At 68.7% G+C, this 26528-nt stretch carries 23 protein-coding genes and 2 pseudogenes; 14 read left to right on the top strand and 11 right to left on the bottom strand.

Annotated features, from left to right (window positions below):
• The first annotated feature begins 45 nt into the window (after nt 1-45).
• From AB0J95_RS31665 to AB0J95_RS31655, 3 genes are all read left to right on the top strand, one after another.
• Nucleotides 46-1110, top strand: coding sequence for a hypothetical protein (locus AB0J95_RS31665; protein WP_364765948.1), 1065 nt, complete (start codon nt 46-48; stop codon nt 1108-1110).
• 56 nt (nt 1111-1166) lie between these two features.
• Nucleotides 1167-2123 carry an endonuclease/exonuclease/phosphatase family protein gene (locus AB0J95_RS31660; protein ID WP_364765945.1) on the top strand — a complete coding sequence of 319 codons (957 nt, stop codon included), beginning with the start codon at nt 1167-1169 and terminating at the stop codon, nt 2121-2123.
• 117 nt (nt 2124-2240) lie between these two features.
• Complete coding sequence (locus AB0J95_RS31655) at nt 2241-2855, top strand: dihydrofolate reductase family protein (protein WP_364765942.1); 615 nt, start codon at nt 2241-2243, stop codon at nt 2853-2855.
• On the opposite strand, the gene AB0J95_RS31650 is transcribed toward AB0J95_RS31655, so the two are convergent.
• Together AB0J95_RS31650 and AB0J95_RS31645 are read right to left on the bottom strand one after the other, a co-directional pair.
• Nucleotides 2852-3490, bottom strand: a complete 639-nt coding sequence (locus AB0J95_RS31650; RefSeq protein WP_364766259.1) for an enoyl-CoA hydratase/isomerase family protein — start codon at nt 3488-3490, stop codon at nt 2852-2854. The two genes, AB0J95_RS31655 and AB0J95_RS31650, sit on opposite strands and share 4 nt — an antisense overlap.
• Before the next feature lie 18 nt (nt 3491-3508).
• A pseudogene (locus AB0J95_RS31645) lies at nt 3509-4102 on the bottom strand (helix-turn-helix domain-containing protein); the annotation flags it as partial.
• A 106-nt stretch (nt 4103-4208) separates the two neighbouring features.
• Here AB0J95_RS31645 and AB0J95_RS31640 point away from each other — a divergent pair.
• Nucleotides 4209-4994 (top strand): DUF1684 domain-containing protein, encoded by a 786-nt coding sequence (locus AB0J95_RS31640; protein WP_364765939.1) that lies wholly within the window; start codon nt 4209-4211, stop codon nt 4992-4994.
• 17 nt (nt 4995-5011) lie between these two features.
• Nucleotides 5012-7681, top strand: coding sequence for a BTAD domain-containing putative transcriptional regulator (locus tag AB0J95_RS31635; protein WP_364765936.1), 2670 nt, complete (start codon nt 5012-5014; stop codon nt 7679-7681).
• Here AB0J95_RS31635 and AB0J95_RS31630 read toward each other — a convergent pair.
• The 3 genes from AB0J95_RS31630 to AB0J95_RS31620 form a co-directional block, all read right to left on the bottom strand.
• Complete coding sequence (locus AB0J95_RS31630) at nt 7648-8745, bottom strand: family 2 encapsulin nanocompartment cargo protein terpene cyclase (RefSeq protein WP_364765933.1); 1098 nt, start codon at nt 8743-8745, stop codon at nt 7648-7650. The genes AB0J95_RS31635 and AB0J95_RS31630 overlap by 34 nt on opposite strands.
• Nucleotides 8746-8750: 5 nt before the next feature.
• Nucleotides 8751-9587, bottom strand: a complete 837-nt coding sequence (locus tag AB0J95_RS31625; RefSeq protein WP_364765930.1) for a geranyl diphosphate 2-C-methyltransferase — start codon at nt 9585-9587, stop codon at nt 8751-8753.
• Nucleotides 9588-9868: 281 nt separating this feature from the next.
• Entirely contained in the window at nt 9869-10039 is a 171-nt protein-coding gene (locus AB0J95_RS31620; RefSeq protein WP_364765927.1) for a hypothetical protein, read from the bottom strand.
• A gap of 151 nt (nt 10040-10190) precedes the next feature.
• Between AB0J95_RS31620 and AB0J95_RS31615 the strand changes: the two genes are divergently transcribed.
• Complete coding sequence (locus AB0J95_RS31615) at nt 10191-11165, top strand: small ribosomal subunit Rsm22 family protein (RefSeq protein ID WP_364765924.1); 975 nt, start codon at nt 10191-10193, stop codon at nt 11163-11165.
• A gap of 33 nt (nt 11166-11198) precedes the next feature.
• Here AB0J95_RS31615 and AB0J95_RS31610 read toward each other — a convergent pair whose 3' ends face one another.
• A complete protein-coding gene (locus AB0J95_RS31610) occupies nt 11199-12485 on the bottom strand; it encodes an MFS transporter (protein ID WP_364765921.1) in 1287 nt (428 codons plus the stop codon).
• Nucleotides 12486-12667: 182 nt separating this feature from the next.
• Between AB0J95_RS31610 and AB0J95_RS31605 the strand changes: the two genes are divergently transcribed.
• Entirely contained in the window at nt 12668-13081 is a 414-nt protein-coding gene (locus AB0J95_RS31605; RefSeq protein ID WP_364765918.1) for a RidA family protein, read from the top strand.
• A complete protein-coding gene (locus AB0J95_RS31600) occupies nt 13078-14076 on the top strand; it encodes an amidohydrolase family protein (RefSeq protein ID WP_364765915.1) in 999 nt (332 codons plus the stop codon). The genes AB0J95_RS31605 and AB0J95_RS31600 overlap by 4 nt, the downstream gene beginning before the upstream one ends.
• 8 nt (nt 14077-14084) lie before the next feature.
• Here AB0J95_RS31600 and AB0J95_RS31595 read toward each other — a convergent pair whose 3' ends face one another.
• The gene (locus AB0J95_RS31595; RefSeq protein WP_364765912.1) at nt 14085-15008 is read right to left on the bottom strand and encodes a LysR substrate-binding domain-containing protein; all 924 of its coding nucleotides are present in this window, start codon (nt 15006-15008) and stop codon (nt 14085-14087) included.
• A gap of 35 nt (nt 15009-15043) precedes the next feature.
• Between AB0J95_RS31595 and AB0J95_RS31590 the strand changes: the two genes are divergently transcribed.
• Nucleotides 15044-16180: a carboxylesterase family protein gene (locus AB0J95_RS31590; protein ID WP_364765909.1), complete on the top strand. Its 1137-nt coding sequence runs from the start codon at nt 15044-15046 to the stop codon at nt 16178-16180.
• Nucleotides 16181-16189: 9 nt separating this feature from the next.
• On the opposite strand, the gene AB0J95_RS31585 is transcribed toward AB0J95_RS31590, so the two are convergent.
• Nucleotides 16190-16678: a GNAT family N-acetyltransferase gene (locus AB0J95_RS31585; RefSeq protein WP_364765906.1), complete on the bottom strand. Its 489-nt coding sequence runs from the start codon at nt 16676-16678 to the stop codon at nt 16190-16192.
• A 198-nt stretch (nt 16679-16876) separates the two neighbouring features.
• Between AB0J95_RS31585 and cmk the strand changes: the two genes are divergently transcribed.
• From cmk to der, 3 genes are read left to right on the top strand one after another with little or no spacing between them, the layout of a single operon-like run.
• The gene (gene cmk, locus AB0J95_RS31580; RefSeq protein WP_364766256.1) at nt 16877-17581 is read left to right on the top strand and encodes a (d)CMP kinase; all 705 of its coding nucleotides are present in this window, start codon (nt 16877-16879) and stop codon (nt 17579-17581) included.
• Complete coding sequence (locus AB0J95_RS31575; protein ID WP_364765903.1) at nt 17578-18216, top strand: lysophospholipid acyltransferase family protein; 639 nt, start codon at nt 17578-17580, stop codon at nt 18214-18216. The genes cmk and AB0J95_RS31575 overlap by 4 nt, the downstream gene beginning before the upstream one ends.
• Complete coding sequence (gene der, locus AB0J95_RS31570; RefSeq protein ID WP_364765900.1) at nt 18213-19613, top strand: ribosome biogenesis GTPase Der; 1401 nt, start codon at nt 18213-18215, stop codon at nt 19611-19613. The genes AB0J95_RS31575 and der overlap by 4 nt, the downstream gene beginning before the upstream one ends.
• Nucleotides 19614-19630: 17 nt before the next feature.
• On the opposite strand, the gene AB0J95_RS31565 is transcribed toward der, so the two are convergent.
• Entirely contained in the window at nt 19631-19936 is a 306-nt protein-coding gene (locus AB0J95_RS31565) for a hypothetical protein (protein ID WP_364766272.1), read from the bottom strand.
• 29 nt (nt 19937-19965) lie between these two features.
• A pseudogene (locus AB0J95_RS31560) lies at nt 19966-20389 on the bottom strand (ATP-binding cassette domain-containing protein); the annotation flags it as partial.
• A 160-nt stretch (nt 20390-20549) separates the two neighbouring features.
• On the opposite strand from AB0J95_RS31560, the gene AB0J95_RS31555 reads away from it, so the two are divergent.
• Complete coding sequence (locus tag AB0J95_RS31555) at nt 20550-21287, top strand: TioE family transcriptional regulator (protein WP_364766253.1); 738 nt, start codon at nt 20550-20552, stop codon at nt 21285-21287.
• 218 nt (nt 21288-21505) lie between these two features.
• On the opposite strand, the gene AB0J95_RS31550 is transcribed toward AB0J95_RS31555, so the two are convergent.
• Nucleotides 21506-22540, bottom strand: a complete 1035-nt coding sequence (locus tag AB0J95_RS31550) for a hypothetical protein (RefSeq protein WP_364765897.1) — start codon at nt 22538-22540, stop codon at nt 21506-21508.
• 456 nt (nt 22541-22996) lie between these two features.
• Here AB0J95_RS31550 and AB0J95_RS31545 point away from each other — a divergent pair, with 456 nt between their 5' ends.
• A complete protein-coding gene (locus AB0J95_RS31545; protein ID WP_364765894.1) occupies nt 22997-26518 on the top strand; it encodes a LamG domain-containing protein in 3522 nt (1173 codons plus the stop codon).
• The last annotated feature ends 10 nt before the right edge of the window (nt 26519-26528 follow it).

The following is a 26528-nucleotide window of genomic DNA, read 5'->3' as shown; positions in this document are numbered from 1 at the left end:
GGTCCATGATCCGTTACCACGTAACGTTTTCCCGTTGTGCGTCGGATGACACACAAGCCGCCGACCGGATGGCGCATCCTGGTGGCCGTGGGCAACGCCATGGGAGACGGGGCGCACGGGAATGGGGCGCCGGGGTCGCTTGAGGGGCAGCACGCGTCGATGGTGCTGCTCGACGTGGAGTCGTTCGGGGATCCGGGGCGGACGGCGGCGGACCAGTTGCAGGTCAGGGCGGGGATGTATGGGGCGCTTGGGAAAGCGTTCGGGGCGGTGGGCATTGTGCTGGGGGACTGTGATGTGGAGGACCGCGGGGATGGGGTGATGGTGCTGGTGCCCGCGGTGGTGTCCAAGAACCGGCTGGTGGCGGGGTTTCCGGACGCATTGCGGGAGGCGGTGGCCGAGCACAATGCGGGGCATTCCGCGAATGCGCGGTTCCGGCTTCGGGTCGCGTTGCACGCCGGGGAGGTGCACCGCGATGCGCAGGGGTCGACGAGTGACTCGCTGAACTTCGCATTCCGGTTGCTGGACGCCGCCGTGGCCAAGCAGGTGCTCGGCTCGTCGGCGGCCGAGCTGGTGGTGATCGCCTCGGAGTGGTTCTACAACAACGTGATCAGGCACGATCCGGCCGCACATGCCGGTTCGTACGCCGAAGTCGCGTTCCAGACCAAGGAAACCTCGGCGCCGGCGTGGATCCGGTTGCCGGGTGCGCACCGGGCGGTGACCATCGCGGTCGAACCGGTGAATACCGCTGTGGCGGTTCCGCTGGCGCGTGAGGAGGACCAGTTGGCGAGGGTGCTGCTCACGGCCGAGACGCAGACCCGGTCACAGCAGGCAGGCCTGACCACATTCGTGGACGCGTTGCTGGCCATTCCGACGGTGCGCCAGGAATCGGGGCGGCGGCTGTTGCTGGATCACCTGCGCCCGGAAATGGCCAACGCCGTCCCGTATTTCCCGCAGACCCGGCACCACGTTTTCAGCCTGGTCCGCACGTGCATGAACTATCCGGGTGGACTGGACGAGCTGCTGGCCGCCATCCGGGAACTGGAAGGAGCCTCCATACCGGTCCGAAGGCTGGACGAGACCGTCACCCGATTGCTCGCTGAACAGGCGTAACGGTCGCCCGCGGGGACGCGACCTATGAGGACAATCCGCCGAGCGGGGAGGACCTCATGGGTATCCGGATTGGTACTTTCAACCTCAACAACCTCTTTTCCCGGTTCAATTTCACCGCGGAGATCCCGGACGGTACCGGTATCGAAGCTGTCACCGAGTTCCGTTTCGACGACCCGACGAAGTTCCGGCTGCGCAAGTACCAGGGCCGCCTGGTGAGCGGCAAACCCCAGGCCGGGCGGGACAAACTCGCCGCCCGGATCAAGGCCATGAATCTTGACGTGCTCGCCGTGCAGGAGGTCGAGGACGTCGACACGCTGACCGCGTTCGCCCGCACCGAATTAGCCGACCTCGGCTACAAACACGTCGTACTCGTCGAGGGAAACGACCCGCGCCTGATCGATGTCGGTGTCATGTCACGGTTACCTATCGGCGCGGTCACATCTTGGCGCCATGCGGTGCACGCCCCGGCCGACACCGACCCGGTATTCTCCCGGGATTTATTAGAGGTCGAGATCTACAACGCGAGCCGCACCAAGCACTTGCTCACCTTGTACAACAACCATCTCAAGAGTCACTTCGTGCCGTTCGGCGAGGACCAGGTCGCCGGAGCCAAGGCGGCCAACGAACGACGCAAGCAACAGGCCGAGGTCGTGGCACGGATCGTCGCCGAACGGACCCGCCCGGACGGCAGCTTCGCGATCGTCGGCGACATGAACGACCCGCCCACCTCGGACTGCCTGACCCCGATGATCGCCGGGCTGTCCTTAGTGGACGGTTTGGCCGCGGCCGTGGAGAACCCGCCCGCCCCCAGCGACAACCCGCCCGCGCCGGCCCGGCCGTGGACCCACCGGTTCAAGGAGTCCGGCAAACCCGCGGACTACGAGTTGTTCGACCACATCTGGCTCAGCACCAAGCTGTCGAAACGCCTCGTGCAAGCCGGGATCAACCGCCGCGTACACCTCGGCGGCGACGGCAGCGACCACGACCCCGCCTGGGTCGAACTCGACCTGTGACCGCCCTCCACACCCGGGGAGGCACGGAGCACGCTGATCGACAAGCGGATCGGTTCGCCGTTCCGGCCGGGGACACCACCCGCGATGAGTTTTCCGCGAGCGGCTGGTCTACCCGGCATGAGCAAAGTGATCAGCAACATCGCGATCTCCCTCGACGGCTACGTCGCCGGCCCGGACCAGAGCCTGGAGGCGCCGATCGGCGTGGGCGGTTCCCGCGTGCACGAATGGATGTTCGCGACCTCGACGTGGAGCGGCGAGGGTGAGCGGACCGTCGACGACGACGCCGTCGAGGCGATCGGGCAGGGCGGCGCGTTCATCATGGGCCGCAACATGTTCGGTCCCGGCCGGGGTGAGTGGGACCTGGACTGGAAGGGCTGGTGGGGCGATGAGCCGCCCTACCACGCCCCGGTCTTCGTGCTGACCAACCACCCGCGTGAGCCGTTGGTGATGGAGGGCACGACCTTCACGTTCGTCACCGACGGCATCGACTCGGCGTTGAAGCAGGCGCGGGAGGCCGCTGGCGACCAGAACGTCTCGGTCGCGGGCGGGGCCAGCACGATCCGGCAGTTCCTCCAGGCCGGTCTGCTGGACGAGCTGACCCTGCACATCACCCCGGTGATCATGGGTCGCGGCGAGCGCCTGCTCGACGACATCGGCGACACCACGTTCGAGCAGGTCGCGGTCGTGCCGTCGAAGACGGTCATCCACGCCACCTACCGAGTGGTCCGCTAGCCGCGGAGGGCGGCCGCGGCCTGGGCGAACATCGTCGACTTGATGGCGCCCAGCGTGCCGCGGTCCTTGCCCGCCAACGGACGGACGACGTCCGCGCCCTGCGTCACCAGCTCGGTCTCCGGGGCGGTGGCGTCGACGAGACCGATGGCCTGGGCGTCCGGGCCGCCGAAGCGCCGGCCAGTGGTCATCGACGCGATCGCCGCGGCCGGGGTGAGCTTGCCCTGGATCAGGGCCGCCATGCCTGGGGTGAACGGGATGTTGATGTCCGCCTCCGGGAAGCAGAAGTAGCCCCGGTCGGCGCGCATGACGCGGAAGTCGTGGGCCATCGCGAGCATCGCGCCCGCGCCGAACGCGTGCCCGTTCACCGCCGCGATGGTCGGCACCGGGAAGGTCAGCACGCGGGCGAGCAGCTCCTGAACGTCGGCCACGTACTGCTCGGCCTGGTCGCCGTGGGCCATCAGCCAGTCCAGGTCCAGACCGTTGGAGTAGAACTTGCCGCCGCCGGTGGTCAGCACCGCCACCGGGGCGGGATCGGCCAGGACGGCGTCCAGTTCGGCGTGCACCTTCTTGAGCCAGTCCGGCGAGAACCGGTTCTCATCGTCGCCGAGCGACAGCACGTACACGGAGTCCGGCATCTTCAGTCCTTTGTGGTCGGGGGGGGGGAGGGCGAGCACCGCGCGGACCGCGGCGGCGAGCCTTGTACGGGAGTCCTGGCTGATCGGCGCGCCTTCGGCCAGGGCACGGCGGAAGAACGCGACCGGCAGGTCGACGACGCAGGTGGTGAGCACCTCGACGGCTCGCGCGTCCCGCCGGTCCCACAGTTTCCGGGACAGCAGGACCAGCACGCGCACCACGCGTTTGTCCAGGGCGATCAGGGCGTCGGCCAGTTCGTCCGGCAGCTGCGGGCCGAGCAGGTGGTCCCTCTTCACGGTCAGCAGCATCCGGGCCGCTTCGGGCCTGCGCTCGGCGAACAACGCCGTCGCGTCCGCCACGGCGACGACCGCGTTCACCGGATCGGGTGTTTCGGCGAGCTCCGCCTGCAGGTCGAGGAAGTCGGTCGCTGCCCGCAGCCACACTCGGGCGAGCAGTGCATTGATGGACCCGAAAGCGTGATAGATCGACCCGTTCGACACGCCCGTGGCCGCGGCGAGACCCCGCACCGTGACGCCGGAGGCACCCACATCGGCGACCAGCTGCTCGGCCACATCGAGCAGCCGGTCCAGGTCGTGGACGCGAGGCCGGGGCATTACCGGACAGTAACAGAGCGGCTGCTCCAAAACCACGCCTCCCGCGGAGTGGGATCGGGAATAGCCGGGTGGCACACCCGTTGCCCTGATGCGGAAGGGAGTGGCGATGAGCGCATTCGAAGACGACTGGCAGGCCTGGCACGACCAGCGGGAACGGGACCTGGCCGACCCGTACGGCTGGCTGGCCCTGGTGTCCCTGGACTGGCTGGACGACACGCCGCGCAAGTACGGCGACCTGCCGGGGCTGTGGTGGCAGGACGCGGACGCCGCCTACGTCGACCCGCAAGGCGCCGAGCTGACCCACGACGGCGAGACGCTGACCGGGGTGCGGCGGTTCGAGCTGGTCAACAGCGGCAAGGGCACCCGCGTGGTGGCCGGGGACCTCGAGATCCAGGTGGCGCGGCGGTCCGGGTACCTGATCCGCGTGCACGACCCGAAAGCCAAGACGCTGGCGGACTTCCGTGGCGTGCCCGCGTACGCACCCGGCGAGCAGTGGGTCGTGCAGGGCCGGTACGAGCCGTTCGACTCGCCGCGTGCCACGACGGTCGGCGCGGTCGTCGAAGGCCTGAGCCATGTGTATATCGCGCCTGGGGTGGTGCGGTTCTCGCATGACGGCGCCGAGCACACGCTGACCGCGTTCAACGGGAAGGACGGCGTGGGCCTGGACATCCTGTTCACCGACGGCACCAGCGGAGTCACGACATATGCCGCGAACCGGTCGCTGGCGGTGGCCCAACCGGACGAGGACGGGACGGTGACGCTCGACTTCAACCGGGCGGTGAACCTGCCCTGCGCGTTCACCGACTTCGCCACCTGCCCGCTGCCCCCGGCCGGCAACCGGCTGCCGTTCGCGGTCGAGGCGGGTGAGCTGACGCCGTACGAACGAGCCTGACGCCCTAATATCGCCTGGTGTCCGTTCAGTTCCGGCTCCTGGGGGAGTTCCAGGTCCTCATCGGCGGCGAGCCGGCCGAGATCCGGCGCGGTCAGCACCGCAGTGTGCTGACCGCGCTCCTGGTGGACCTGAACAAACCTGTGCCCCTGGACGTGCTGGCGGACCGCGTCTGGGGCGACGGCCTGCCGAAACGTCCCCGCCCCGCGCTGCACACCTACATCTCGCTGATCCGCACCGCGCTGCCGGGCGTGAGCATCACCCAGCGGTCCGGCGGTTACCTGCTCAGCGCCGACCCGCATTCCGTTGACCTGCACCGGTTCCAGGATCTGATCGCGGGCGCGCAGATCGTGTCCGATGACGTCGAGACGGCCGCACTGCTCGAGCAGGCGCTTGCGTTGTGGACCGGCGAGCCGTTGTCCGGAATGGACACACCGTGGCTGGCGAACCTGCGTGAAACGCTGACGACGCAACGGTATGTTGCTCAGCTCGATCTCGCCGACGCATGGCTGAGCCTGGGCGAGCACGCCAAGGTGATCTCCAGGCTGGATGAACTGGTGGCCCCGCTGGACGAACGCCGAGCCCGCCAGCTGATGCTCGCACACTACCGGGCCGGCCATCGGCAGGAGGCTTTGCTGCAGTACGAACGGATCCGTGACTCCCTGGCCGCGGAGCTGGGCGTCGATCCGGGACCACAGCTGCAGGAACTGCACCAGCAGATCCTGGGTGGGGACAAGACGCCGCTGCCGCGCCAGTTGCTCGGCGGACCAAGGCACTTCGTCGGCCGGACCACCGAGCTGAGCCGGCTGACCAAGGCGGTGGACCAGGACAACTCGGCCGTGGTGATCTCGGCGATCGGCGGCGCGGGCGGGGTCGGCAAGACCTGGCTGGCGTTGCAATGGGCGTATGACCACAGCGACCGGTTCCCCGACGGCCAGCTTTTCGTGAACCTGCGCGGGTTCGATCCGTCCGGCAAGCCGATGCCGACCCACGAAGCCGTCCGCGGGTTCCTGCACGCGCTTGGCGTGGCGGCCAACGACATTCCCGCGGACGTGGACGAGCAGGCCGCGCTGTACCGGAGCCTGGTGGCGGGCAAGCGAATGCTCGTCGTGCTGGACAACGCCGTGGACGCGGCTCAGGTCGGGCCGCTGCTGCCGGGCGGCCGGACCTGTACGGTGCTGATCACCAGCCGCGACCGGCTCGCCGGCCTGGTCACCACGCACAGTGCGCTTCCGTTGCCGCTCGACGTTCTGGACGATGTGGACGCTCGCGCGCTGTTGGCGGCACGGCTGGGTTCGGAGCGGCTTGCCGCCGAGCCTGAGGCGGTGGATGAACTCCTGGCGGTGTGTGCGGGTTTGCCGTTGGCACTGAGCATTGTGGCCGGGCGGGCGCAGACTTATCCCGACTTCCCGTTGTCGTCGTTGGTCGATGGGCTGCGACCTTTGCTGGACAACGAACCGAGCCTTCGCGCGGTGCTGTCCTGGTCGGCCTCGGCGCTGACCGAGGAACAGTCCACCGTGTTCGGTCTGCTCGGGCACGCTCCCGGCCCGGACATCAGCCTCGCCGCGGCCACCGCCCTCACTGGCCTGTCACGACAGCGGACCGCGGCGGTGTTGCGGGCGCTCGAACGCGTTTCCCTGGTGACACAGCACGTTCCCGGCCGCTACCGGATGCACGACCTCACTCGTGTGCACGCGGCGGAACAAGCCAAGGACGTCGAGCCCGCGCTGCGCCGGATCGTGGACTTCTACCTGCACACCGCTTATGCGGGCGAACGTTCGCTGAACCCGCATCGGGCCCGGCTCGAGCTCGAGCCGCCCAGCGTCGAGCCGCTCGCCTTGGCCGATCCGTTGCCCTGGTTCGACAGGGAACATGCTTGCCTGCTGGCAACTCAGCGACTCGCCGCGGCCCAAGGCTGGCACTGGACGGTGATACACCTGGCGTCGACGCTCGTCGCCTACCACACCCGCAGAGGCCACAATGGACACGACGTGGAGACGACCCAGGCAGCGTTGACCGCTTCGGAGCGGCTTGGCGAACCGTTGGCGCGCATGCAGGCGCTTCGGATGGCCGGGCACGCGCTCGGCCGTGCGGGTGACCCCGAACGAGGACGGGAGCTGCTGTACCAGGCGTTGGCGTTGAGCCACCGCGACGAGGACGCTGCGTACATCCACCACACGATTTCGCAGGCGTGGGCACGGGACGGCAACAGCAGGGAGGCCCGGGAGCACGCGCGCCAAGCGCTGAAGCTGTTCGAGAAGCTGAACCTGTGGGTGTGGGGCGCTCGCGCCTACAACATGATCGGCTGGCTGTCCGCGCAGCTGGGTGAGTTCGAGGAGGCGCAGATCGCGTGTGAGGCCGCGCTTGCCTTGCACAGCAACGCCAGGGACCTTGACGGTCAAGCGGCCACAATAGACAGCCTGGGGTTCATCGCGCACCAGATGGGCCGGTACGACGAGGCGCTGCAGCGCTACGAGCAGGCGTTGGCCATTGCCCGCGAGCTGGGTCACGTCGACTACGAGGCGGACTTCCTGACCCGGTTGGCGGAGACCCGCCTCGCGCTCGGCGACCGGGCGGAGGCGGTCTCACTCTGGCGGCATTCCCTGGCGATGCTGGAGGACCAGCAACGAACCAGGGAAGCCGCCCATGTCCGGGATCAATTATCCACTGTGGAGGGTGAACTGCGGTAACGCGGGTTGGTCTCGTGCCATTCGAACCCGCCGCCCATCCAGGACCGGATGCCCCGCATGAACCGTTGCAGCTCCAGCGAGGGGAACGACGCCAGTTCCTGGTGCCGCGCCTCGAAGTCACGGACCAGCTTGTTGTGCAGGTCGACGGTGACCTGGGTCGCCTCCTCGATCGAGCAGTCCCGGTCGGCGGCGATCTGCAGGACCATGTTGCAGACCGGTTTCTCGTCCGCCGCGTCCTTCGCCACCGAGAACAGATCGTTCACCATCACCGACGCGGTTCCGGCCTGCATCAACGCTTCCCGCACCCGCGGCTCGTAGTAGATCTCCGCGGGCAGGTCGTAGCCGCCGACCGCGTCGATCAGCGTCATCGACGTGTAGAAGCTGTCGTGCTGGCGCGCGGCCAGGTACTCCCACGCCGGCGGGTACGACTCGGTGAACCGCCATGCGGCGTAAGCGTTCCACGACACGAACATCGCGAAGGTGGCGTAGCAGACCCGTTGCACCACCGCTGGTGAGCCATGCCGGGCGAGGTGGTTGATGCCCGAGTTGAGCGCGACCAGGATCGGCTCGCCGCGCAGCTTCTCGGTGAGCTGCTCGGTGAACTCGCCCGCGGTCGCGACCGGGTCCATCGCCGCCATCACCAGCGCCAGTCTCGGCGGCAGTTCCGTCGGCGTGGCACCGAGTTCGCTGTCGTCGGCGTACAAGTCGTCCGCCGCCCACCAGGCCGCGTTGAGCTGGGCCGCGATCAGCAGCCGGTCCGGGTCGTCGGTGTCCGGGTGGGCGAGCATCGCCAGCCGCCCGAACCCCCCCTTGCCCATCAGCTCGACCTGGTCGTCCGGGAACCCGCAGTCCGCGGCCCACCCCATCAGCCGCTGGTTGACCTCCTCGGCCAGCGCGTCGTTGATCCGTTCGACAACCGGGACATAAAGGGGCGGACCGGTTCCGTCGCCCCACGACCGTTCGGCGTAGCCCGGGCCGGGCAGCAGCACCCGGGCCGCGGACGTGCCAAGCCCGGACGGCCCCCGCACGCGGGGGGCCGTGCACCGAGTGTCCACTGTGGTCATCGGGATCAGATCCGGTCGGCAGCGATGAGCAGGTAGTGGAAGCTGCCTTCCTTGTACGCGGTCAGGAACGGGTCCTCGATCCCGGTGGCCACCGACGACTGCGCGCGCAGCTCCCAGTACGGGATCGTCGCGGCGGTCAGGTCGACCACGTTGATCGGCACGAACCCGTTGTCCGCCAACGCCTTGAAGTACGCACTGCGCGGGTGGATGTTGCAGATGTAGTGCTGGTCGATCTGGCTGACCGCGCGCGACCGCCCACCCGTCACGTCGTTGTAGCACCCGGTGATGCACACATACCGGCCGCCGATCGGGATCAGCCGCGCGAACTCGGCGTACAGCTGCTGCAGATCCACGTACATCGTGGTCTCGTTGGTCCAGATCGCCCGCTTCGCCCCGGTCTCGAACCCCGTGTCGAGCATGTTGCGGAAGTGGAACCGCACCTTGTCGCTCACACCCCGTTGGCGCGCCTGCTCGTTCGCGAACCCGACCTGCTGCTCGGAGATGCTCACCCCATCCACCTCGCAGCCGAACCGCAGGTTCGCCATGAAGCTGGTGCCGCCCCGGCCCGACCCCGCGTCCATCAGGCTGTTCCCCGGCCGGATGTCACCGAGATGGTCCAGCAGCACCTCCGCCTGCGCGGTCTCCAGGCGGTGCATCTCCGCGATCATCGCCTGGTCGTCACCGAGAACCGAAGCGTCGTAGCCACCGATCCCATAGTGGTGGTGATAAAGCCCGTCGACCTCCCCCAGCCTGATGTTCACCGGGTCCCGCTCGGCGTTCCAGTACGCCGCGATCGAACGCTGATAGTCGTTGCGCAGCACCGGTTCGGCGATCTTGGCCATTCAGCAGACTCCTCACACTCACGCTAGGACCACCACCGAGCCTCCCAGCCATCCGGACCAACGGGGAATCCGCTATCCGGGGGCCCGCACCACCCCAAAAGGGTGGTTCGAACCACCCCCCGTGCTGCCCTCAGTAAAACCCCATTGTTGACAGCCACGGGCCGCACATGCCGACCAGCGCCACATTCCCGTGGCTCCACACGAAAGTCCCCTCCCAGTCAACAGTGGTGACACCATCGACCGGGAGGGGACAGGTGCGTCCTCCCCACGCCGGAGAGCCGTCAGGGCACGGGCACCGGGCGGTCCGGGCCGGGGTCTGGGGGCAGCGGGTCCGGCGGGAACGGGCCCGGGTCCGGCGGGATCGGCTCGGGGTCGGTCGGAATCGGCCGGCCGGGCTCGCCCGGGATCGGATCCGGGGGCGGCGGCGGCACCGGATGGACCAACGTCAGCATGACACCTCCCTGCATCCCCACCCGGCTACCACTCGCCCACCCCTGCGAAACACCCCGCCGGTCACAGCCGGATTCGCGGCCGGCGGGCGCAGGTGCTCGTTCTGGCAGCCTGTGTCCGCCGCGATGGGCCCGGCTGACAGAATGGCCGCTCATGGTGGCCATCCCAGACGACCTTCAGTCCGCCTTGGACGGTGCGTTGCGCCGGTTCGGCCAGGCGGACCTGTCGCGGGCGGTGACCCGGCTGATCGCCCGCTACCGGGAGGGCGGCGCCGCCACCGAGCCGATCATGAAGTCCGACCTCGACGTGGCCGCGTACGCGGGCTACCGGATGCCGGCGACGTTCGCGGCGGTCAGCGCGGTGCTGGCCGAGACGGCCCGGCTGGCCCCCGGTTTCGAGCCGAAGACCATGGCGGACCTCGGCGGCGGCACCGGAACCGCCCTCTGGTCCGCGTGCGAGACCTGGCCGTCGCTCAGCACGGTCACCGTCGTCGAACAGGTCGAGCCGGTGCTGTCCCTGGGCAAGCGGCTGGCCTCGGCTGCCGGGTCGCCCGTGGTCCGCCGAGCGGCGTGGCGGCGTGGCTTGATCGATCCGGCAACACCCGCCCCCGAGGCCGACCTGGTCACCCTTTCCTACGTGCTAGGCGAACTACCGGACCACACCCGGGCCGACGCGGTGCGGTGGCTCGCCAGCTCGGCAGGCATGGTCGTGCTGATCGAGCCGGGCACCCCGGCGGGCTACGAGCGGATCGTGGCCGCCCGGGACGTGCTGCTGGACCTGGGCATGTCGCTGGTCGGCCCGTGCCCGCACACCGAGACGTGCCCGATCCCCCGCGGCCGCGACTGGTGCCATTTCGCGGCCCGGCTCCCCCGCCTCGGCCACCACCAGGTGATCAAGGAAGGCGTGCTCAACTTCGAGGACGAGAAGTTCTCCTACATCGCCGCGTCCGCCGTCCCATACGACCGCGCGGCCAACCGGATCCTGCGGCACCCACAGAAACGCAAAGGCCTGGTCTCGCTGCGGCTGTGCACCGGCGACGGGAAGCTCGAGGACACCCTCGTGACCAAACGCAACCCAGAGCCCTACCGCGCGGCCCGGGACGTCAAGTGGGGTGACGAATGGCCGTGACCCGGACGGTGGACGCTCGGGCCGCCAAGTCCATCAGGCCGGAGCGACCGCTGGTTCGGCAGCAACACCCGACCGCAGCCTAAACAGCCCGACAGCGCTCACCAAACTGACCGCGCACACTAGCGCGATGTACGTGGTGATCCCGCTCGACGTGCCGATCGCCGTCGAGATCAGTGGCGCCAGCCCACCACCCAGCAGCGAACCCAGCTGCAGCAACAACGACGACCCCGAGTACCGGACGTTCGCCGGGAACGTGTCCGCCACAATCGCGCCCTGAACGCTGTGGGTCACCGGCACAATCAGACCCATACCCACCATCGCCAACACCACGACCGCGGTGTTCTTGGTGTCCAGCAACGGAAAGAACACCGCCGCCCACACCAACAGCGCCACCGATCCGACCAGGAACATGGTCCGGCGGCCACTTCGGTCGGCCAGACGCGTCCACAGTGGAATGCCGAAGAACCACAACACCGCCGACCCGGTCACGGTCAACACCAGGAACTGCCGGTCCAGCCCCAGTTTCGTGGTCCCGTAGGACAGGCTGAACACCATGAACAGGTAAGCCACCGCGGAGTTCGCGATCACCGCCAGCAACGTCAGGAGCAACCGGGAAGGCCCCACCTTCAACGCGTCCTTCAACGGGAACCGCACCTTCGTTGCGTGCGCGAACGACGGGGTCTCGGTCACCCGCATCCGGATCACCAGACCGACCACCACGAGGGCGGCGCTGAGCAGGAACGGGATCCGCCAACCCCACACGGTGAAGGCCGCCGCGGGCATGATCGTGCTGGTCGACAGGAACACGGCGTTGGCCAGAACAAGGCCCGCTGGGGTACCCATCTGCGGGAAGCCTGCGTACCGGTTGCGCTGATCATCGGGGGCGTGCTCCATCGCGAGGAGGTTCGCGCCCGCGTTCTCACCGCCAAGACCGACGCCCTGGATGACCCGCAAAAGGACCAGCAGCACGGGCGCCCATACCCCGATCGTGGCATACCCCGGCAACGCACCGATGAGAGTCGAGCCGATGCCCATCAGCAGCAGGGACACGACCAGGGTCATCTTTCGCCCGATCCGGTCACCGAAATGCCCAAATACCAGACCACCCAGCGGCCGCGCGATGAAGCCCACCGCGAACGTGCTGAACGCCGCCAGGGTGCCCGCGGTGGGTGAGAGCGACGGGAAGAACTGTTTGTTGAAGATCAACGCGGAGGCGGTGCCGTACAGGAAGAAGTCGTACCATTCCAGCGTCGCGCCGGTGAGCGTCGCGATGGCGATCTTCCTCGGCGGCACCGGGCCGCGGGCGGTTGGCTCGTCCATGTCTCCTACCCGGGTCGGTGGTCCGATGCCGTAGAACTGTGAAGGCCGGCTCAGCACCCGCACAAATGCCGAACCGCCGCCCAGCCATACCCATTCGGGCATAGGGCGACATAGCCGGGTGGGTATGGCTCGGTGCCGGATTGGTATTTGCCCGGCATGGCGTGCCGGGTGAGAGTGGGACGATGACAGCACGCACGATCGCCGGGCTCGCGCGGCCGCGGGGGCGGTTTCCGCACGTGAAGCTCGCCGGCGACCTGATCTTCGTGTCCGGCACCAGCTCGCGCCGCCCGGACAACACGTTCGCCGGGGTCGACGTCGACGAGCTGGGGACGACCTGGCTGGACATCCGCGAGCAGACCCGCGCCGTCATCGAGAACCTCCGGGCGATCCTCGCGGAGGTCGGCGCCGGGCTGGCCGACGTCGTGCAGATCACGACCTTCCTGGTGTCCATGAACGACTTCGGCGGGTACAACGAGACCTACGCCGAGTACTTCGACGAGGACGGGCCCGCCCGGACCACCGTCGCGGTGCACCAGCTGCCCCACCCGCACCTGCTGATCGAGATCCAGGCCATCGCGCGGAAGGTGACCCCATGACCGAGGGCATCATCGACGTCCACACCCACTACGTGCCGTCCGGCTGGCCGGACCTGACCGACACGGTCGGCCCGGACGCGCCGTGGCTGCGGGTGGAGTCCGAGTCGGACGCCATGATCATGCTCGGTTCCCGGGAGTTCCGCCGGATCCAGGCCAACTGCTGGGACGCGGGCCTGCGGCTGGCCGACATGGACGCCGACGGCGTGGACATCCAGGTCGTCTCCCCCACACCCGCGTTCTTCCACTATGGACTGCCAGGTCCGGAAGCCACTGCCGTGTCCCGGATCTTCAACGACCTCGCGCTGGAGATCGCCGCGCCCGCGGCCGGCCGGCTGCTCCCGTTCTGCCAGGTTCCGCTGCAGGAAACCGATGCCGCCTGCCGCGAGGTGGAACGCTCGGTCGCCAATGGACACAGAGGCGTGGAGATCGGCAACCACGTCGGCGATCTGGACCTCGACAGCGCCGGAGTGGTGACTTTCCTGCAGCACTGCGCTTCCCTGGACGTGCCGGTGTTCGTGCACCCGTGGGACATGCCGAGCTCGCCTCGGGTGAACCGGTGGATGGCCCAGTGGCTGACCGGAATGCCCGCCGAGACGCACCTTTCGATCCTCGCGCTGGTGCTGGGCGGGGTGTTCGACAACATCGACGACCGGCTCAGGATCTGCTTCGCGCACGGCGGCGGCTCGTTCGCGTTCTGGCTGGGCCGGATGGAGAACGCCTGGCACCAACGGCATGACGTGATCGGCACATCGGAGTACCCGCCATCGCACTACATGGGACGGTTCCATGTGGACAGTGTGGTGTTCGACGAGCGCGCGCTGCGGCTGCTGGTCGACACCGTCGGGGTCAACCGCGTGATGGTGGGCAGCGACTACCCGTACCCGCTGGGCGAGCGCCCGGTCGGCGAGGTCGTGCGCAAGAGCGAGTTCCTCTCCCCCGCCGACAGCGCGAAGATCACCCGGGGCAACGCCGAACGCTTCCTCGGATTGTCCTAAGTGGAGCTTCAGTGACCGGTCATCCGGGCGGCGACCGCGGTCAGGCACTCGATGAGCGCCGCCGCGGCGGGGCTTGGCGTGCGTGCGGGCAGGGTCACGCCGACGCTGTGGCTGATCGGGTCGAGCGAGATCGCCAGCCGGGTCAGCCGGGGGTCGTCGCGGGCGATCAGGCTGGGCAGGGCCGCGATGACGTCGTTGCCCAGCACCAGCTCGCGCACGGTGAGGTACGACGTGGTCTCGACCCGGTTGGCGGGCAACGGGATCGCGTTGCGCGCGAAGAACTCCTCCAGCTCCCGCCGCAACACGGTCTCCGCGCCGGGCAGGATCCACGGGTAGCGGCCGAGATCCGCGATGGTGGCCGTCTGCGCCCCGGCGAGCGGATGGGACGGCCGCACCACGAGTTCGACGTGCTCGTCGTAGAGCTTGCGGCGTTCGACCTGCTCGTCCGAGGGCGCGGTGAGCCGGCCGACGATCATGTCCAGCCGGCCCGCGATCAGCTCTACCAGCAACGGTTGCGGCGCGGCCTCGCGCACGATCACCGTGACATAGGGGCGATCTCGCTTGATCGCCGTGATCGCCTTGGGCAGCAGCACATTCGACCCGGCCAGGTGAGTGCCGACGACGACCGTGCCGCGTTCGGCGCCGGCGAGTTCGACCACATGCCGCCCGGCCTCGTTGAGCTGCGCCAGCACCGCGCGGGCGTGTTCGGCGAACGCGGCGCCGAACACGGTCGGCGTGATCCCGCGCGGGCCGCGGTCGAACAGCGGCACGCCGAGGATCTCCTCCAGCTCGTGCAGCCCGCGTGTGGCCACCGGCTGGGTGACGTGCAGCTCCGCCGCGGCGCCGACCACGCTGCCCTGCCGCAGCAACGCGTCCAGCAGCACCAGGTGCCGCAGTTTCAGCCGCCCGTCGAGCAGTCGCGGAGTCCTCATCACCCGACTGTAACCGTCCTCAATGGAGAAATGTGATGCGCACGGCACCGATCAGGTACGCGACCGCGGCCCGGTTCGCCCGCCCGCAACCGGCCGGCGACTCGCCGTCCAGCGGCGAGATCTGCCCGCAGCCACCGTCCCGGCTTGCGGCCCTGTACGGCAAACCCCAGGACACGCGGCCACAGGGCGAGGACTGCCTGAACTTGTCCATCACCACGCCGTCCGCGTCGGGCTCGCGGCCGGTGATGGTGTTCTTGCACGGCGGCGCTTTCCTCAGCGGCGGCGGGATTTTCGACTGGTACGACGGCAGTGCGCTGTCCGGCGAAGGCGATGTCGTCGTGGTGAGCGTGAACTACCGGCTCAACGCGTTCGGGTACCTGTGCCTCGACGGGGTCAGCGAGGGCAATCTGGGGCTGTACGACCAGGTTGAGGCGTTGCGGTGGGTCCAGCGCAACATCGCCCGGTTCGGCGGCGATCCGGCGCGGGTCACGGTGTTCGGGCAGTCCGCGGGGGCGATGTCGATCCGGATGCTGATGGACCTGGCCGAGGCGCGCGGCCTGTTCCACCGGGCCATCCTGCAGAGCCCCGTGCTGGCGGCGATCCCACAGAGCCGCGCGGCCGCCGCCGAGATCGGGTCGAGCTTCGCCGCCAAGGTCGACCCGTTGACCGCACCGGCGCCCGCGATGATCAAGGCCGTGCAGGAGGTGATGGCCGAGAGCGGCCGCTGGCTGGCGCCGCCGTTCCTGCCGGTCGAGGTGGAGTCGGCGTTCGCGGAGAACGTCCACGGGCTGGACGTGCTGCTGGGCTGGAACGCCCAGGAGGACACCGCGTTCCCGGGAACCGACACCGAGGAGCACTTCGCCCAGCCGGTGCGGGACCTCGTGCCCAAGCTGGAGTCCGCCGGCGCGACCGCGTTCACCTACCGGCTGAACTGGGCGCCGACGGGGTCACCGTATGGCGCGACGCACTGCGTTGACCTGCCGTTGCTGCTGGGGTCCTCGTCCGCGTGGTCGACGGCGGAGCTGCTCGGTTCCGAGCCGTGGTCCGTGGTCGAGGGGTATGGCCGGGCCATGCGCCGAGCGTGGGCGACGTTCGCCCACACGGGTACACCTGGCACCGAGACCGGCGATCTGCCGATCGACTGGCTTACTGCCCGTACCGGCGGCCGATGATCTCGCCACTCAGGCGAGTTCTTTGGCCAGCAAACTCACGCGATGGCCGCTGTTGCGGCTGACCTGCTCGCCGACCTCCACGAAGCCGAGCCGCTTGTGGAAACGCAGACTGCCGGGGTTGGGCGGGTCGAGGTTGACCTCGCAGGTCACCCGCGGGATTCCATGTTCTTCGGCGTGCGCGAAGACGATCTTGTACAGCTCGGCGCCGATGCCCCGGTTGCGTGCGGTCTCGGCGACGACGATCCGGTCGACGTAGACGAACTCGTCGTAGTGCTCGCTGAACCACCGGTAGTTGTCGCTGCCGTAGCCGACCCCAGGCGGCAGGGTCAGCACGAAGCCGAGCACCTCGTCGCCCTCGGTCAGGGCGGCGGTCAGGCCGGACATGCCGACCAGCTCGACGAGCTCCTCGGGCGTGGCGTGGTTCACGTTGGGCACGGCCGCGTTGTTCATGTCGAGAACCAGGCCGGCGTCGGCGGGGCTGAGCACCTTCGTCTGCATGACACCGATCTTCACATGGGGCTCACGTCACATTTTGCGGCTGCCGGTGGTTACCCCCGGTAGGTAACCTGGTGGGTGGTGGCTGGCCTGGGGAGTTGCCCTGTTCGGGGCCCGCGCCGACCGTGTGCTGGGCGGGCGCGGCGGACCAGGCAGAATAGACAGTTGGTGGTCACCGAGACACGTACGGAGGGCAAGCAGGTGGAGCAAGGTGATTTGCGTGGGGTGGTCGCGCTCGATGGCCCCTCCGGCACCGGCAAGTCCACCGTGGCGCGCCGGCTGGCCAGTGCCCTGAAGTCCGGTTACCTGGACACCGGGGCGATGTACCGCGCCGTCACGCTTGCCGTGCTGCGGTCCGGCGGCGACCCGGCCGCGGTGGCCGCGAGCACCCGGCTCGAGCTCAGCACCGACCCCGCTGACCAGGTGATTCTCCTGGACGGCCGGGATGTGTCCGCCGAGATCCGCGGCCCGGAGGTCACGCTGGCGGTGTCGGCCGTGTCCGCGGTGCCCGAGGTCCGGCGCATCCTCGTGCAGCAGCAGCGCTCCATCATCGCGTCGGTGATCGCGTCGGTCGGCGGCATCGTCGTCGAGGGCCGGGACATCGGCACCGTCGTGTCCCCGGACGCCGAGCTGAAGATCTACCTGACCGCGTCGGCCGACGCCCGCGCGCAGCGCCGGTCCCGGCAGGACCTGGCCGCCGGGCGGACCGCGACGGTCGAGGCCACCCTGGCGGACGTCGAGCGGCGGGACCGGCTGGACTCGACGCGGGCGACGTCGCCGTTGCGCAAGGCGGACGACGCCGTCGAGGTCGACACGACCGAGCTGGACCTGCCGGGCGTGGTCGCCGAGCTGCTGGCGATCGTGGACAACCGCGGGCTGCGGCCCGGCCGGGCGGTGACCAGGTGAGCGACCTCCCCGACGAGGCGATCCCCTGGCTGCACGAGGTCGGCCGGGTGATCGGCCGTTACCTGTACCGGCCCGCTTTCCGGTTCCGTGTGCAGCACATGGACCGCGTGCCGATGACCGGGCCGGTCGTGGTGGTGGCCAACCACAGCTCGATGATCGAGCCGCAGGTGCTGTTCGGAATACTGCCCCGGCGGGCCGTGTTCCTGGTCAAGGAAGAGATGTTCAAGGGCATCGCCGGGTGGCCGCTGCGGGCCATCGGGCAGATCGCCATCCGCCGCGGGACGGCGGACCGCAAACCTTTGCTCGCCGCCGTTCAGGTGCTCAAGGGCGGCGGGCTGATCGGCGTGTTCCCGGAGGGCACCCGTGGATCGGGTGACGTGCTGAACGCCGAGCAGGGCGCGGCCTGGCTGGTGCGGCAGTCCGGAGCCGTCGTGCAGCCCGTCGCCGTGCGCGGCACCAAACGGCCCGAGGGGTCCGGGCGCCGGTTCCGGCCGGTGCTGGATGTGCTGGTGGGCAAGCCCTTCGAGCTTCAGGTGGGACCGGGACGGTCCGGCCTGGCCGAGGGGACCGAACAGATCAGGTCCGCGCTGGCGGACCTGGTCGGTGAACTGGATCGAATGCGAGACCTGCGATGACCGAGCTGGACGGGACCTGGATCGACGAGTCCGAGTGGACTTCGGTCGAGACGTCGGCCGAGGACGACTTCGGCGCGCCCGCGCCCCAGCCGGTGCTGGCCGTGGTCGGTCGGCCCAACGTGGGCAAGTCGACGCTGGTCAACCGCATCCTGGGCCGCCGCGAGGCGGTCGTGCAGGACGTGCCCGGCGTGACCCGCGACCGCGTGGCCTACGACGCGCTGTGGAACGGCCGGAAGTTCACCGTGCTGGACACCGGCGGCTGGGACCCCGGCGCCACCGGCCTGCAGAAATCCGTTGCCGCGCAAGCGGAGTACGCGATGGCCACGGCCGACGCGATCCTGCTCGTGGTGGACACGACCGTCGGCGCGACCTCCGTCGAGGAGGCCGCGGCCCGCATCCTGCGCCGTTCGAAGCGCCCGGTTCTGGTGGTGGCCAACAAGGTCGACGACGAACGGCTGTACGCGGACGCGACGGCGTTGTGGTCACTGGGTTTGGGCGAGCCGTTCCCGGTGTCGGCGTTGCACGGCCGCAACTCCGGTGACCTGCTGGACAAGATCCTCGAGGTGCTGCCCGAGACCCCGCACGACGACTTCGGCCGCAGCGGCGGACCGCGGCGGGTGGCGTTGGTGGGCAAGCCGAACGTGGGCAAGTCGTCGCTGCTGAACAAGCTCACCGGCCAGGAGCGGTCCGTTGTGGACTCCGTCGCGGGGACCACTGTGGACCCCGTTGACTCCCTTGTGGAGCTGGACGGCGAGGTGTGGCGGTTCGTCGACACCGCGGGCCTGCGCAAACGCGTGAACACCGCCAGCGGCGCCGAGTACTACGCGTCGCTGCGCACCAAGGCCGCGATCGACGCGGCCGAGGTCGCGATCGTCCTGCTCGACGCCAGCACGCCGATCAGCGAGCAGGACCTGCGGGTGCTCACGATGGTCGTCGAGTCCGGGCGCGCCTGCGTGATCGCGATGAACAAGTGGGACCTCGTCGACGAGGACCGCCGGCACGAACTGGTCCGCGAGCTGGAACGCGGCCTGGTCCGCATCCCCTGGGCCGAGCGCATCAACATCTCGGCGCTCACCGGCCGGTCGGTCCACAAACTCGCGGGTCACCTCCGCACCGCCCTCAAGAGCTGGGACACCCGCGTCCCCACCGGCCAGCTCAACAGCTGGCTCACCGACCTCATCGCCGCCACCCCGCCCCCCGTCCGCAGCGGCCGCCAGCCCAAAATCCTGTTCGCCACCCAGGCCCAGGCCCGCCCGCCCACACTCGTGCTGTTCACCACGGGCTTCCTCGAGGCCGGCTACCGCCGTTTCATCGAGCGCAAGTTCCGTGAGGAGTTCGGGTTCGTCGGCAGCCCGGTGCGGGTGTCGGTGCGGGTCCGCGAAAAGCGCAAGAAGTAGCCCGGCACCCGCCGGCGTCAACCGATGAGGTCATGATCGGTCGTACCGTCTTGCGGTTCGACAGGTGTCAACGGGACTGCGACGCGTGCCCGGCCACCACCGATCGCGGGCAGCAGCCCGCCCAGGAACCGGAACCCGATGATCGTGCCGACCACGACCATCACGACCAGCGACACGACAGTGCGCAGGATCTCCGGCACGGTCCGTCCGACGAGCACCGAGGACCGGCTGATCGGCATCGACCGGAACCGGTCCATGATCCGGTCCTGCATGTCCATCGCCACGCCCATGGTGGCGCTGGCGACCGAGCCGGACAGCACCATCTGCAGAGCGTCACGTCCGCCCAGTCCGGTCCGACGTCCGCTTTCAGCTCGTTGGGGGTGCCGTACTTGATGACCTTGCCGTGCTCGATCATCGACAGCGAGTCCGCGAGCTGGTCCACCTCCTCCAGGTACTGCGTGGTGAGCAGCACGGTGGTGCCGTCCTTGTGCAGCTCCCGCACCAGGTCCCAGACCTGGATGCGGCTGCGCGGGTCGAGCCCGGTGGTGGGTTCGTCGAGGAACAGCAGCTTGGGCCGCGCCATCAGGCTCGCGGCCAGATCGAGCCTGCGCCGCATGCCGCCCGAGTACGTCCGCACCTGACGGCCGGCCGGTGAGACCGATCGCCGCCCGGACCCGCCAGGCGTCGGTGACAACATCGCGGCCGTACACCTCGGCCTTGCCCTCGTCGAGGGTGAGCAACGTGCTGAGGATGCGGACAACGGTCACCGTGCCGGCGCGCTTGGACTCGAACCGTTTGGACACACTGGCCATCCGGATGGCAGCGGGCATGGGGGACCTCCTCCCAATCGCTGGATATCTCCACCGTATACCTGAAAAGTCGAGGTAAACTTACGCGCACTTTTCCAGGCAGAAGCGCGGTAAAGTTTCAAACGTGGTGAACAAGCTGCGGCCAGTCGACCTCGCCCGGGAGCACGGCATCTCGCCTCAGGCGGTGCGCAACTACGAGCAGGACGGCCTGATCCCGCCCGCGGAGCGCACCCCGTCCGGCTACCGGGTTTACACCGAGCTGCATGTGGTGGCGCTGAGTGCTTTTCTCGCGCTCGTCCCCGCTCACGGCTACTCGATCGCGCGGGAGATCATGCGCGCGCTCGGCACCGGCCTGCTCGATGCGGCGCTGACGGCGATCGATCGCAGCCACGCCCAGCTCCTCCGCGATCGCGAGACCCTGGACTCGGTCGCGCAGGCTGTCGTGCACCTGACCTCAACACCGGACGCCGAGTCCACCGCACAGCGGCGCCGCGTGCCGTTCAGCATCGGGAACCTGGCGCGCCGCCTGGGCGTGACCGCCGCGACCCTGCGCAACTGGGAGGAGGCCGGAATCCTGGTGCCCCAACGCATTTCCGGCCAGCGAAGCTACAACGCGGATGACATCCGCGACGCCGAACTAGCACACCTGCTGCGCCGCGGCGGTTACCCGCTCGACCAGATCGCGACCGTGGTCGAGCAGGTCCGCACCGCAGGCGGCACGCCGGCCCTCTCAGCGGCGCTGGAAAACTGGCAGCGACGACTGACCGCCAGAGCAGTCGCGATGCTCAGCGCTGCCAACAAACTCTCGGACTACGTGGCGATCCTCGGGATCACTGGGCAGCAAGTGGCCACAGAGGAGGCGTGATCGGAGCGAGTGTCCACGGGGCTCCGGCTCGACATCCGTGACGGGGTGGTCCACGCCGAAGGCCGAGGAGGTGGCGACACTCCATCGGCTGACCGAGCGGTATTGCGTGGTGCTGCAAACACTTCGCACTCAACCCGAAATAGCAGTCCGCGTGGCGATCTGACCCCGCCGCTGTGGTTCCCGCACGAATCGCGGGAACCACAGCGTAGTGGCTGCTGTTACTGGCAGCGCCAGTAAGCGGGTTTGATTACGTTGTCGGGCGCGAACCGGCTCCAGCCCGCCACCGAGCCGTCGTCGGCCGACACGTAGAGACCGCGCTGGCCGGAGATCGTGCCGACCTTGGCCGCCCCCTGCCACACCCAGTAGGTGATGCTTATGCTGGGGCCGACCTTCCAGCCGACCGTCTGGCCGGTGCGGTTGATGGACAACATCAGGTCGGCCCCGACGGGGTTGGTGATGGCCCCGTTCTGGTCCCACACCGTCCCGATGAGGCCGCCAGGGCTCGACGCCCCGGCCACCCGGCCGTTCGAGATCGCCCGGCCGTCGACCTGCGTGTTGCCCACGGGCGTGGGCAACTGCCGTGCCGTCCCTGCCTTCCACAGGTAGAGCGCGGTGGCGTTGAGCGAACTCGTCAGGGTCGGGTAGTACTGGATGAGGACCGTGCCGTCCTGGTCGATGCCCTTGCCGAGTGTCTGACCGGTACTGGGCAGCCCTGCTGTCAACTGGACCACCGTGCCGGGCGCGCTCGCAGGCCACAGCACGGCCTTGCGCACGAAGTACTGCGAACCACCGATCGTGACGTAGTTACCGACCTCGCCGACGATGTCACCGGCGTCGTTGATCCCGTTGGCATACGAGTCCTCCGCACCAGCGGGAATGGGGAGGACCTCAAGTTTCGTGCCGACGGATCGGAACGCCCGCTGCGTGTTGCCGGTCGCCGCGTTGGTGTGCCCGACAACCGTGCCGAACTTGTTCACACCAGAGACAAACGCGTGCGGGCCGTATCCAGGCACGGTGCCGTAGTCGACAACCTGCCCGTTGACCCACCGAACCACATGCGTGGTCTCACCGTTACGGCTCGCGGAACCCGCATACCCACTCTGGCTGTCAGCCGCGTCGACAGTGCCAGAAGTGAAGGTGGCTGGCAGGGGCAATTGGGTAGGCGTCCACGTACAAGTGGCGGCAGCGGACGCCGCGGGAACGGAGATGGCCGTCAACACCAACGCGACGGCCACCGGGTATCTGAACCGCATGATTCTCCTTCATGAGTGAGAAAAACCAACGATCCAGCGTTGCGCGATGGACTGACCCACCCCTGACATCCCACTGACCGTAAGCGTGCACTTAAACGCCTTTGTTCCGGCAGAAGAAGAACGGGAACGCCCCCGGCCCGCCATTCACTGTCCACTATGGATGACCACTGCCCGCCGAAGTCCACAAAGGACGAATACCTGCAGGTGACCCCAGTGTCCGCCTGCCGAGGCCGGCCAGGGCTTTAGAGCACCGTCGAAATGCTTGGGGCGTGACGGCTCCCGATGGGATGGTTCGCTCGTTTCAATTCGTTCGGGTGGCGACTGGGGGTTCAGGTGGGGCGTTTTTGGCGTGGGCTCTTGGTTGTGGGGGTGGCGGCGGGGGTTGTGGTACCGGCGCATCTGGTGGGAGATCGGCAGGCTGTCGCGGCTGCGATGAGTCCCGCCGAGCAGGCGAGGGTGACCGGGCATCGGGTGGTGGCGGACACGTCGCCGACGACTCAGGTGTTCGCCGAACCCAACGGGACCATGACGATGGAGTCCCATATCGAGCCGGTGCGGGCGCGGCGTGGTGACCAGTGGGTACCGATCGACACCACGCTCCGGGCCGTGCCAGGTGGTGTCGCGCCCGGCGCGACGGCCATCCCGTTGACGTTCTCCGGCGGCGGGGACGGCCCGTTCGCCACGTTCGGCGGGCCGGGCCGGCAGATCGCGCTGACGTGGCCCGCGCGGTTGCCCAAGCCGGTCCTCAACGGGGACACGGCCACTTATCCGGAGGTGGCTCCCGGTGCCGACCTGCGGGTGCGGGCCACCGCGAGCGGCTTCACGCACTCGCTGATCGTCAAGCGCCGCACCACGATCGGCCCGGTCCGGATCGGCCTGCGGGCCGGCGGCCTCACCGTCAAGGTCGACAAGGGCGGCCTGGTCGCGGTGGATGGCGGGAACAAGGTGGTCTTCGAGACCCCGGTGCCCACCATGACCGACGCAAAGGGCGCCCGCACCACGATTCCGGTCGCGCTGGACAAGGACACCCTTGTGCTGTCGCCAGACCAGAAGGTGCTCGACGACCCGGCGACGGCCTACCCGGTGGACATCGACCCGCCGTGGGGCGACCACGGGCACGACTGGGCAATGGTGTACTCGTACCCGCCGGCTCTGGTGAACAACTCCTACTGGGGTGGCGACGGCGACAACATCGCGAAGGCCGGGTTCACCAACCAGGGCGACAGGCAGTTCTCGACGGTGACGGCCCGGTCGTTCTTCCAGTTCGACCTCGGCGGCCTGGCCGGCAAGCGGATCATCTCGGCCGAGTTCGACATCCTCGGCAAGTTCTCGGCATCCTGCGGCGGGCTGTTCGCCGCCGACCAGACGTTCCCGATCAGCCGGTCGACGACCGGCAACAACCAGCCGGCGGTGATCCGGACGCTGAACACCCACCCGATGACCGTGGGCTTCGGCCGGGCCGACTGCAACCCGGGTGGCCTGTGGGTCGGCTGGGGTGACGCGCCCATGCGGGACGCTGTCGTGACCGCGCTGGACAACAACCTCCCGCTCACCGTCCGGCTGATGGGCGACGAGGGCGACTGGAAGGCGTGGCGCAAGTACGACCCGGGCTCGGCGAAGGTGTCGATCACCTACAACTCGGTGCCGAACGTACCCGCGAACCTGTCCACCCAGCCGCGTGGCTGCGCGGGAGAGCAGTACGTCAACACGCTCACACCGACCCTCACCGCCGTCCCGCACGACGACGACGCGGGTGACAACGACTCGGTGGAGTACGAGTGGTTCGACCGCGCGAACGGTGCCCGGGTCAGCGGCACCACGGTGGACAATCAACGGTCCGATGTGGAGTCCCGGATCGTGATACCCGGTGGTCAGCTGGCGGACGGCGGGAAGGTCCGCTGGCACACCCGGGCCCGCGACGGCTGGGACACCAGCGACTGGTCACCCGACTGCCTGTTCACAGTGGACATGAAACCACCGGACAAGGCGCCCATCGTGACGTCGACGTTCTACCCCGAGCACGGGGAGGGCGGGTCGCCGGGCGAGACCGGGCCGGTCACGTTCAACGCCAACGGGGTCGCGGACGCGGCCGAGTTCGTCTACCGCCTCAGCGGCGGCGAGGAACACCGGATCGCGGCGGTGAACGGTGTCGCGACGGCAGGTATCACCCCGGCCACCCCGGACCCCTACACCCTGACGGTGTCCACTGTAGACCGCGCGGGTAACCGAGGGCCGGCCAAGAACTACGACTTCCGGGTCGGCGTCGCGAAGTCGCCGGTCGGGTACTGGCCATTGGACGGCTCCTGGCCGGACACCGGGTTCGCGGACAAGGCGGGCAACCACCCGGGCACAATCCCGGCGGACAAGGTCAGCTGGACCGACGGCCGCGTAAGGGATGCGCTCCAGCTCACCGGCCAGCCAGGCAGTTCCGCGGTCATGTCCAACGGCCCGGTGGTCGACACGTCCAGCAGCTTCACTGTCAGCGCGTGGGTCCGCCTCGACTCGACCCCGACCGGCGGCCGCAACGCCGCCGCGGTCAGCCAGGACGCGACCAATGTGTACGGGTTCGACCTCGGCTACCTCGTAGGGCCCAACCAGTGGACGTTCACCATGGCCGGTGTCGACGACGTGCACACCGACCAGTGGGCGCACGCTGTCTCATCGGTCGCGCCGGTAGTGGGCCGGTGGACACATCTCGTCGGGACCTACAACGTCAGTGACAGCAAACTCCTGCTGTACGTCGACGGTGTCCTTTCGGGACAGGCCACCGGGGTCACCCCGATGAAGTCGAACGGCCCGCTGCGGATCGGCCAGGCCAACATCGGTGGTCCCGCCGAGCTCTGGCCGGGCGCGGTGGACGAGGTGACGGTCTTCGACCGTGCGCTGCCCGACGTGCGCACCGACCAGCCGTCCGAAGTGGACAAACTCGCCACCCGGCCGGCGATGGACGAGGCCGTCTTCACCATGGACGAGGGCAGCGGCACGCAGACCGTGGACGTCTCCGGCGGCTACGCCGTCGGCAAGATCAGCGGCAACCCCACCTGGCAGCCCGGCGTGGTCGGCTCGGGAGCGCTGCAGTTCGACGGCAAGGACGACTACATCACCACGAGCAAACCTTTGGTGCGCAACGACAACAGCTACACGGTCAGCGCGTGGGTGATTCCCGACCGGCTCGACGCGGCCGCGCGGACGGTCATCAGTGAGGAAACGGCTGGGGCGTCGGCGTTCTACCTGTCGTACCGTGGCGACGAGAACAAATGGGTGTTCTCCGTGACCACATCGGACGCCCCGGGCCCGGTGTCGATCAGTGTCGCCGCGCCGAACACCGTGCAGACGGGCGAATGGACGCACCTCACGGGCGTGTACGACGCGTCCGTCCCGGAGATCCGGATGTACGTCAACGGTGCCCAGGCCGGGCCGAACATGCCCGTGCCGGGCGGGATTCATTACGCCGCGACGGGTCCGCTCACCATCGGCCGGGCCAAGTGGGACAACACCCAGACCGGGTACTGGCAGGGCTGGATCGACGAGGTGCATGTCTCGTCCGGAGTCCGTACGCCGGACCAGATCCGGGAGGAGTTCTTCGACCCGCCTGCCCATCCCGCACCGGGAACACAGGTCAAGCGCTACTACGGGCACAACTCGGACCACTTCACCACTGCCGGGGTGGCGCCGCGCAACAGCCGGATGGAGTTCGCGATGGGTTACCTGGCGCCGCCCGGCACACCCGGCACGACCCTGCTGTACGAGTGCCGGCTGTCCGGGTGGGACGAGTTCACCTCCCGGGACCCGAACTGCGAGGGACAGCCGAGGCTGGGCACGCTCGGTGCCGTCTACGACTCGCCTCCACAGGGCCGGACGACAGCGACGCTCTACCGCTGCCTGATTCCCAACAACGGTGAGCACTTCGACGACACCGACAGCAAGTGCGCCGGTTACACCACCGAAGGTCCACTGGGGTTCCTGACCACCTCCTGAAGGAGAGAGT

Source organism: Actinocrispum sp. NPDC049592 (assembly GCF_040675465.1).
Classification (GTDB): Bacteria; Actinomycetota; Actinomycetes; order Mycobacteriales; family Pseudonocardiaceae; genus Kibdelosporangium.
Note: the sequence above shows the minus strand (reverse complement) of the source record. Positions and strands in the feature narration are given on the sequence as shown.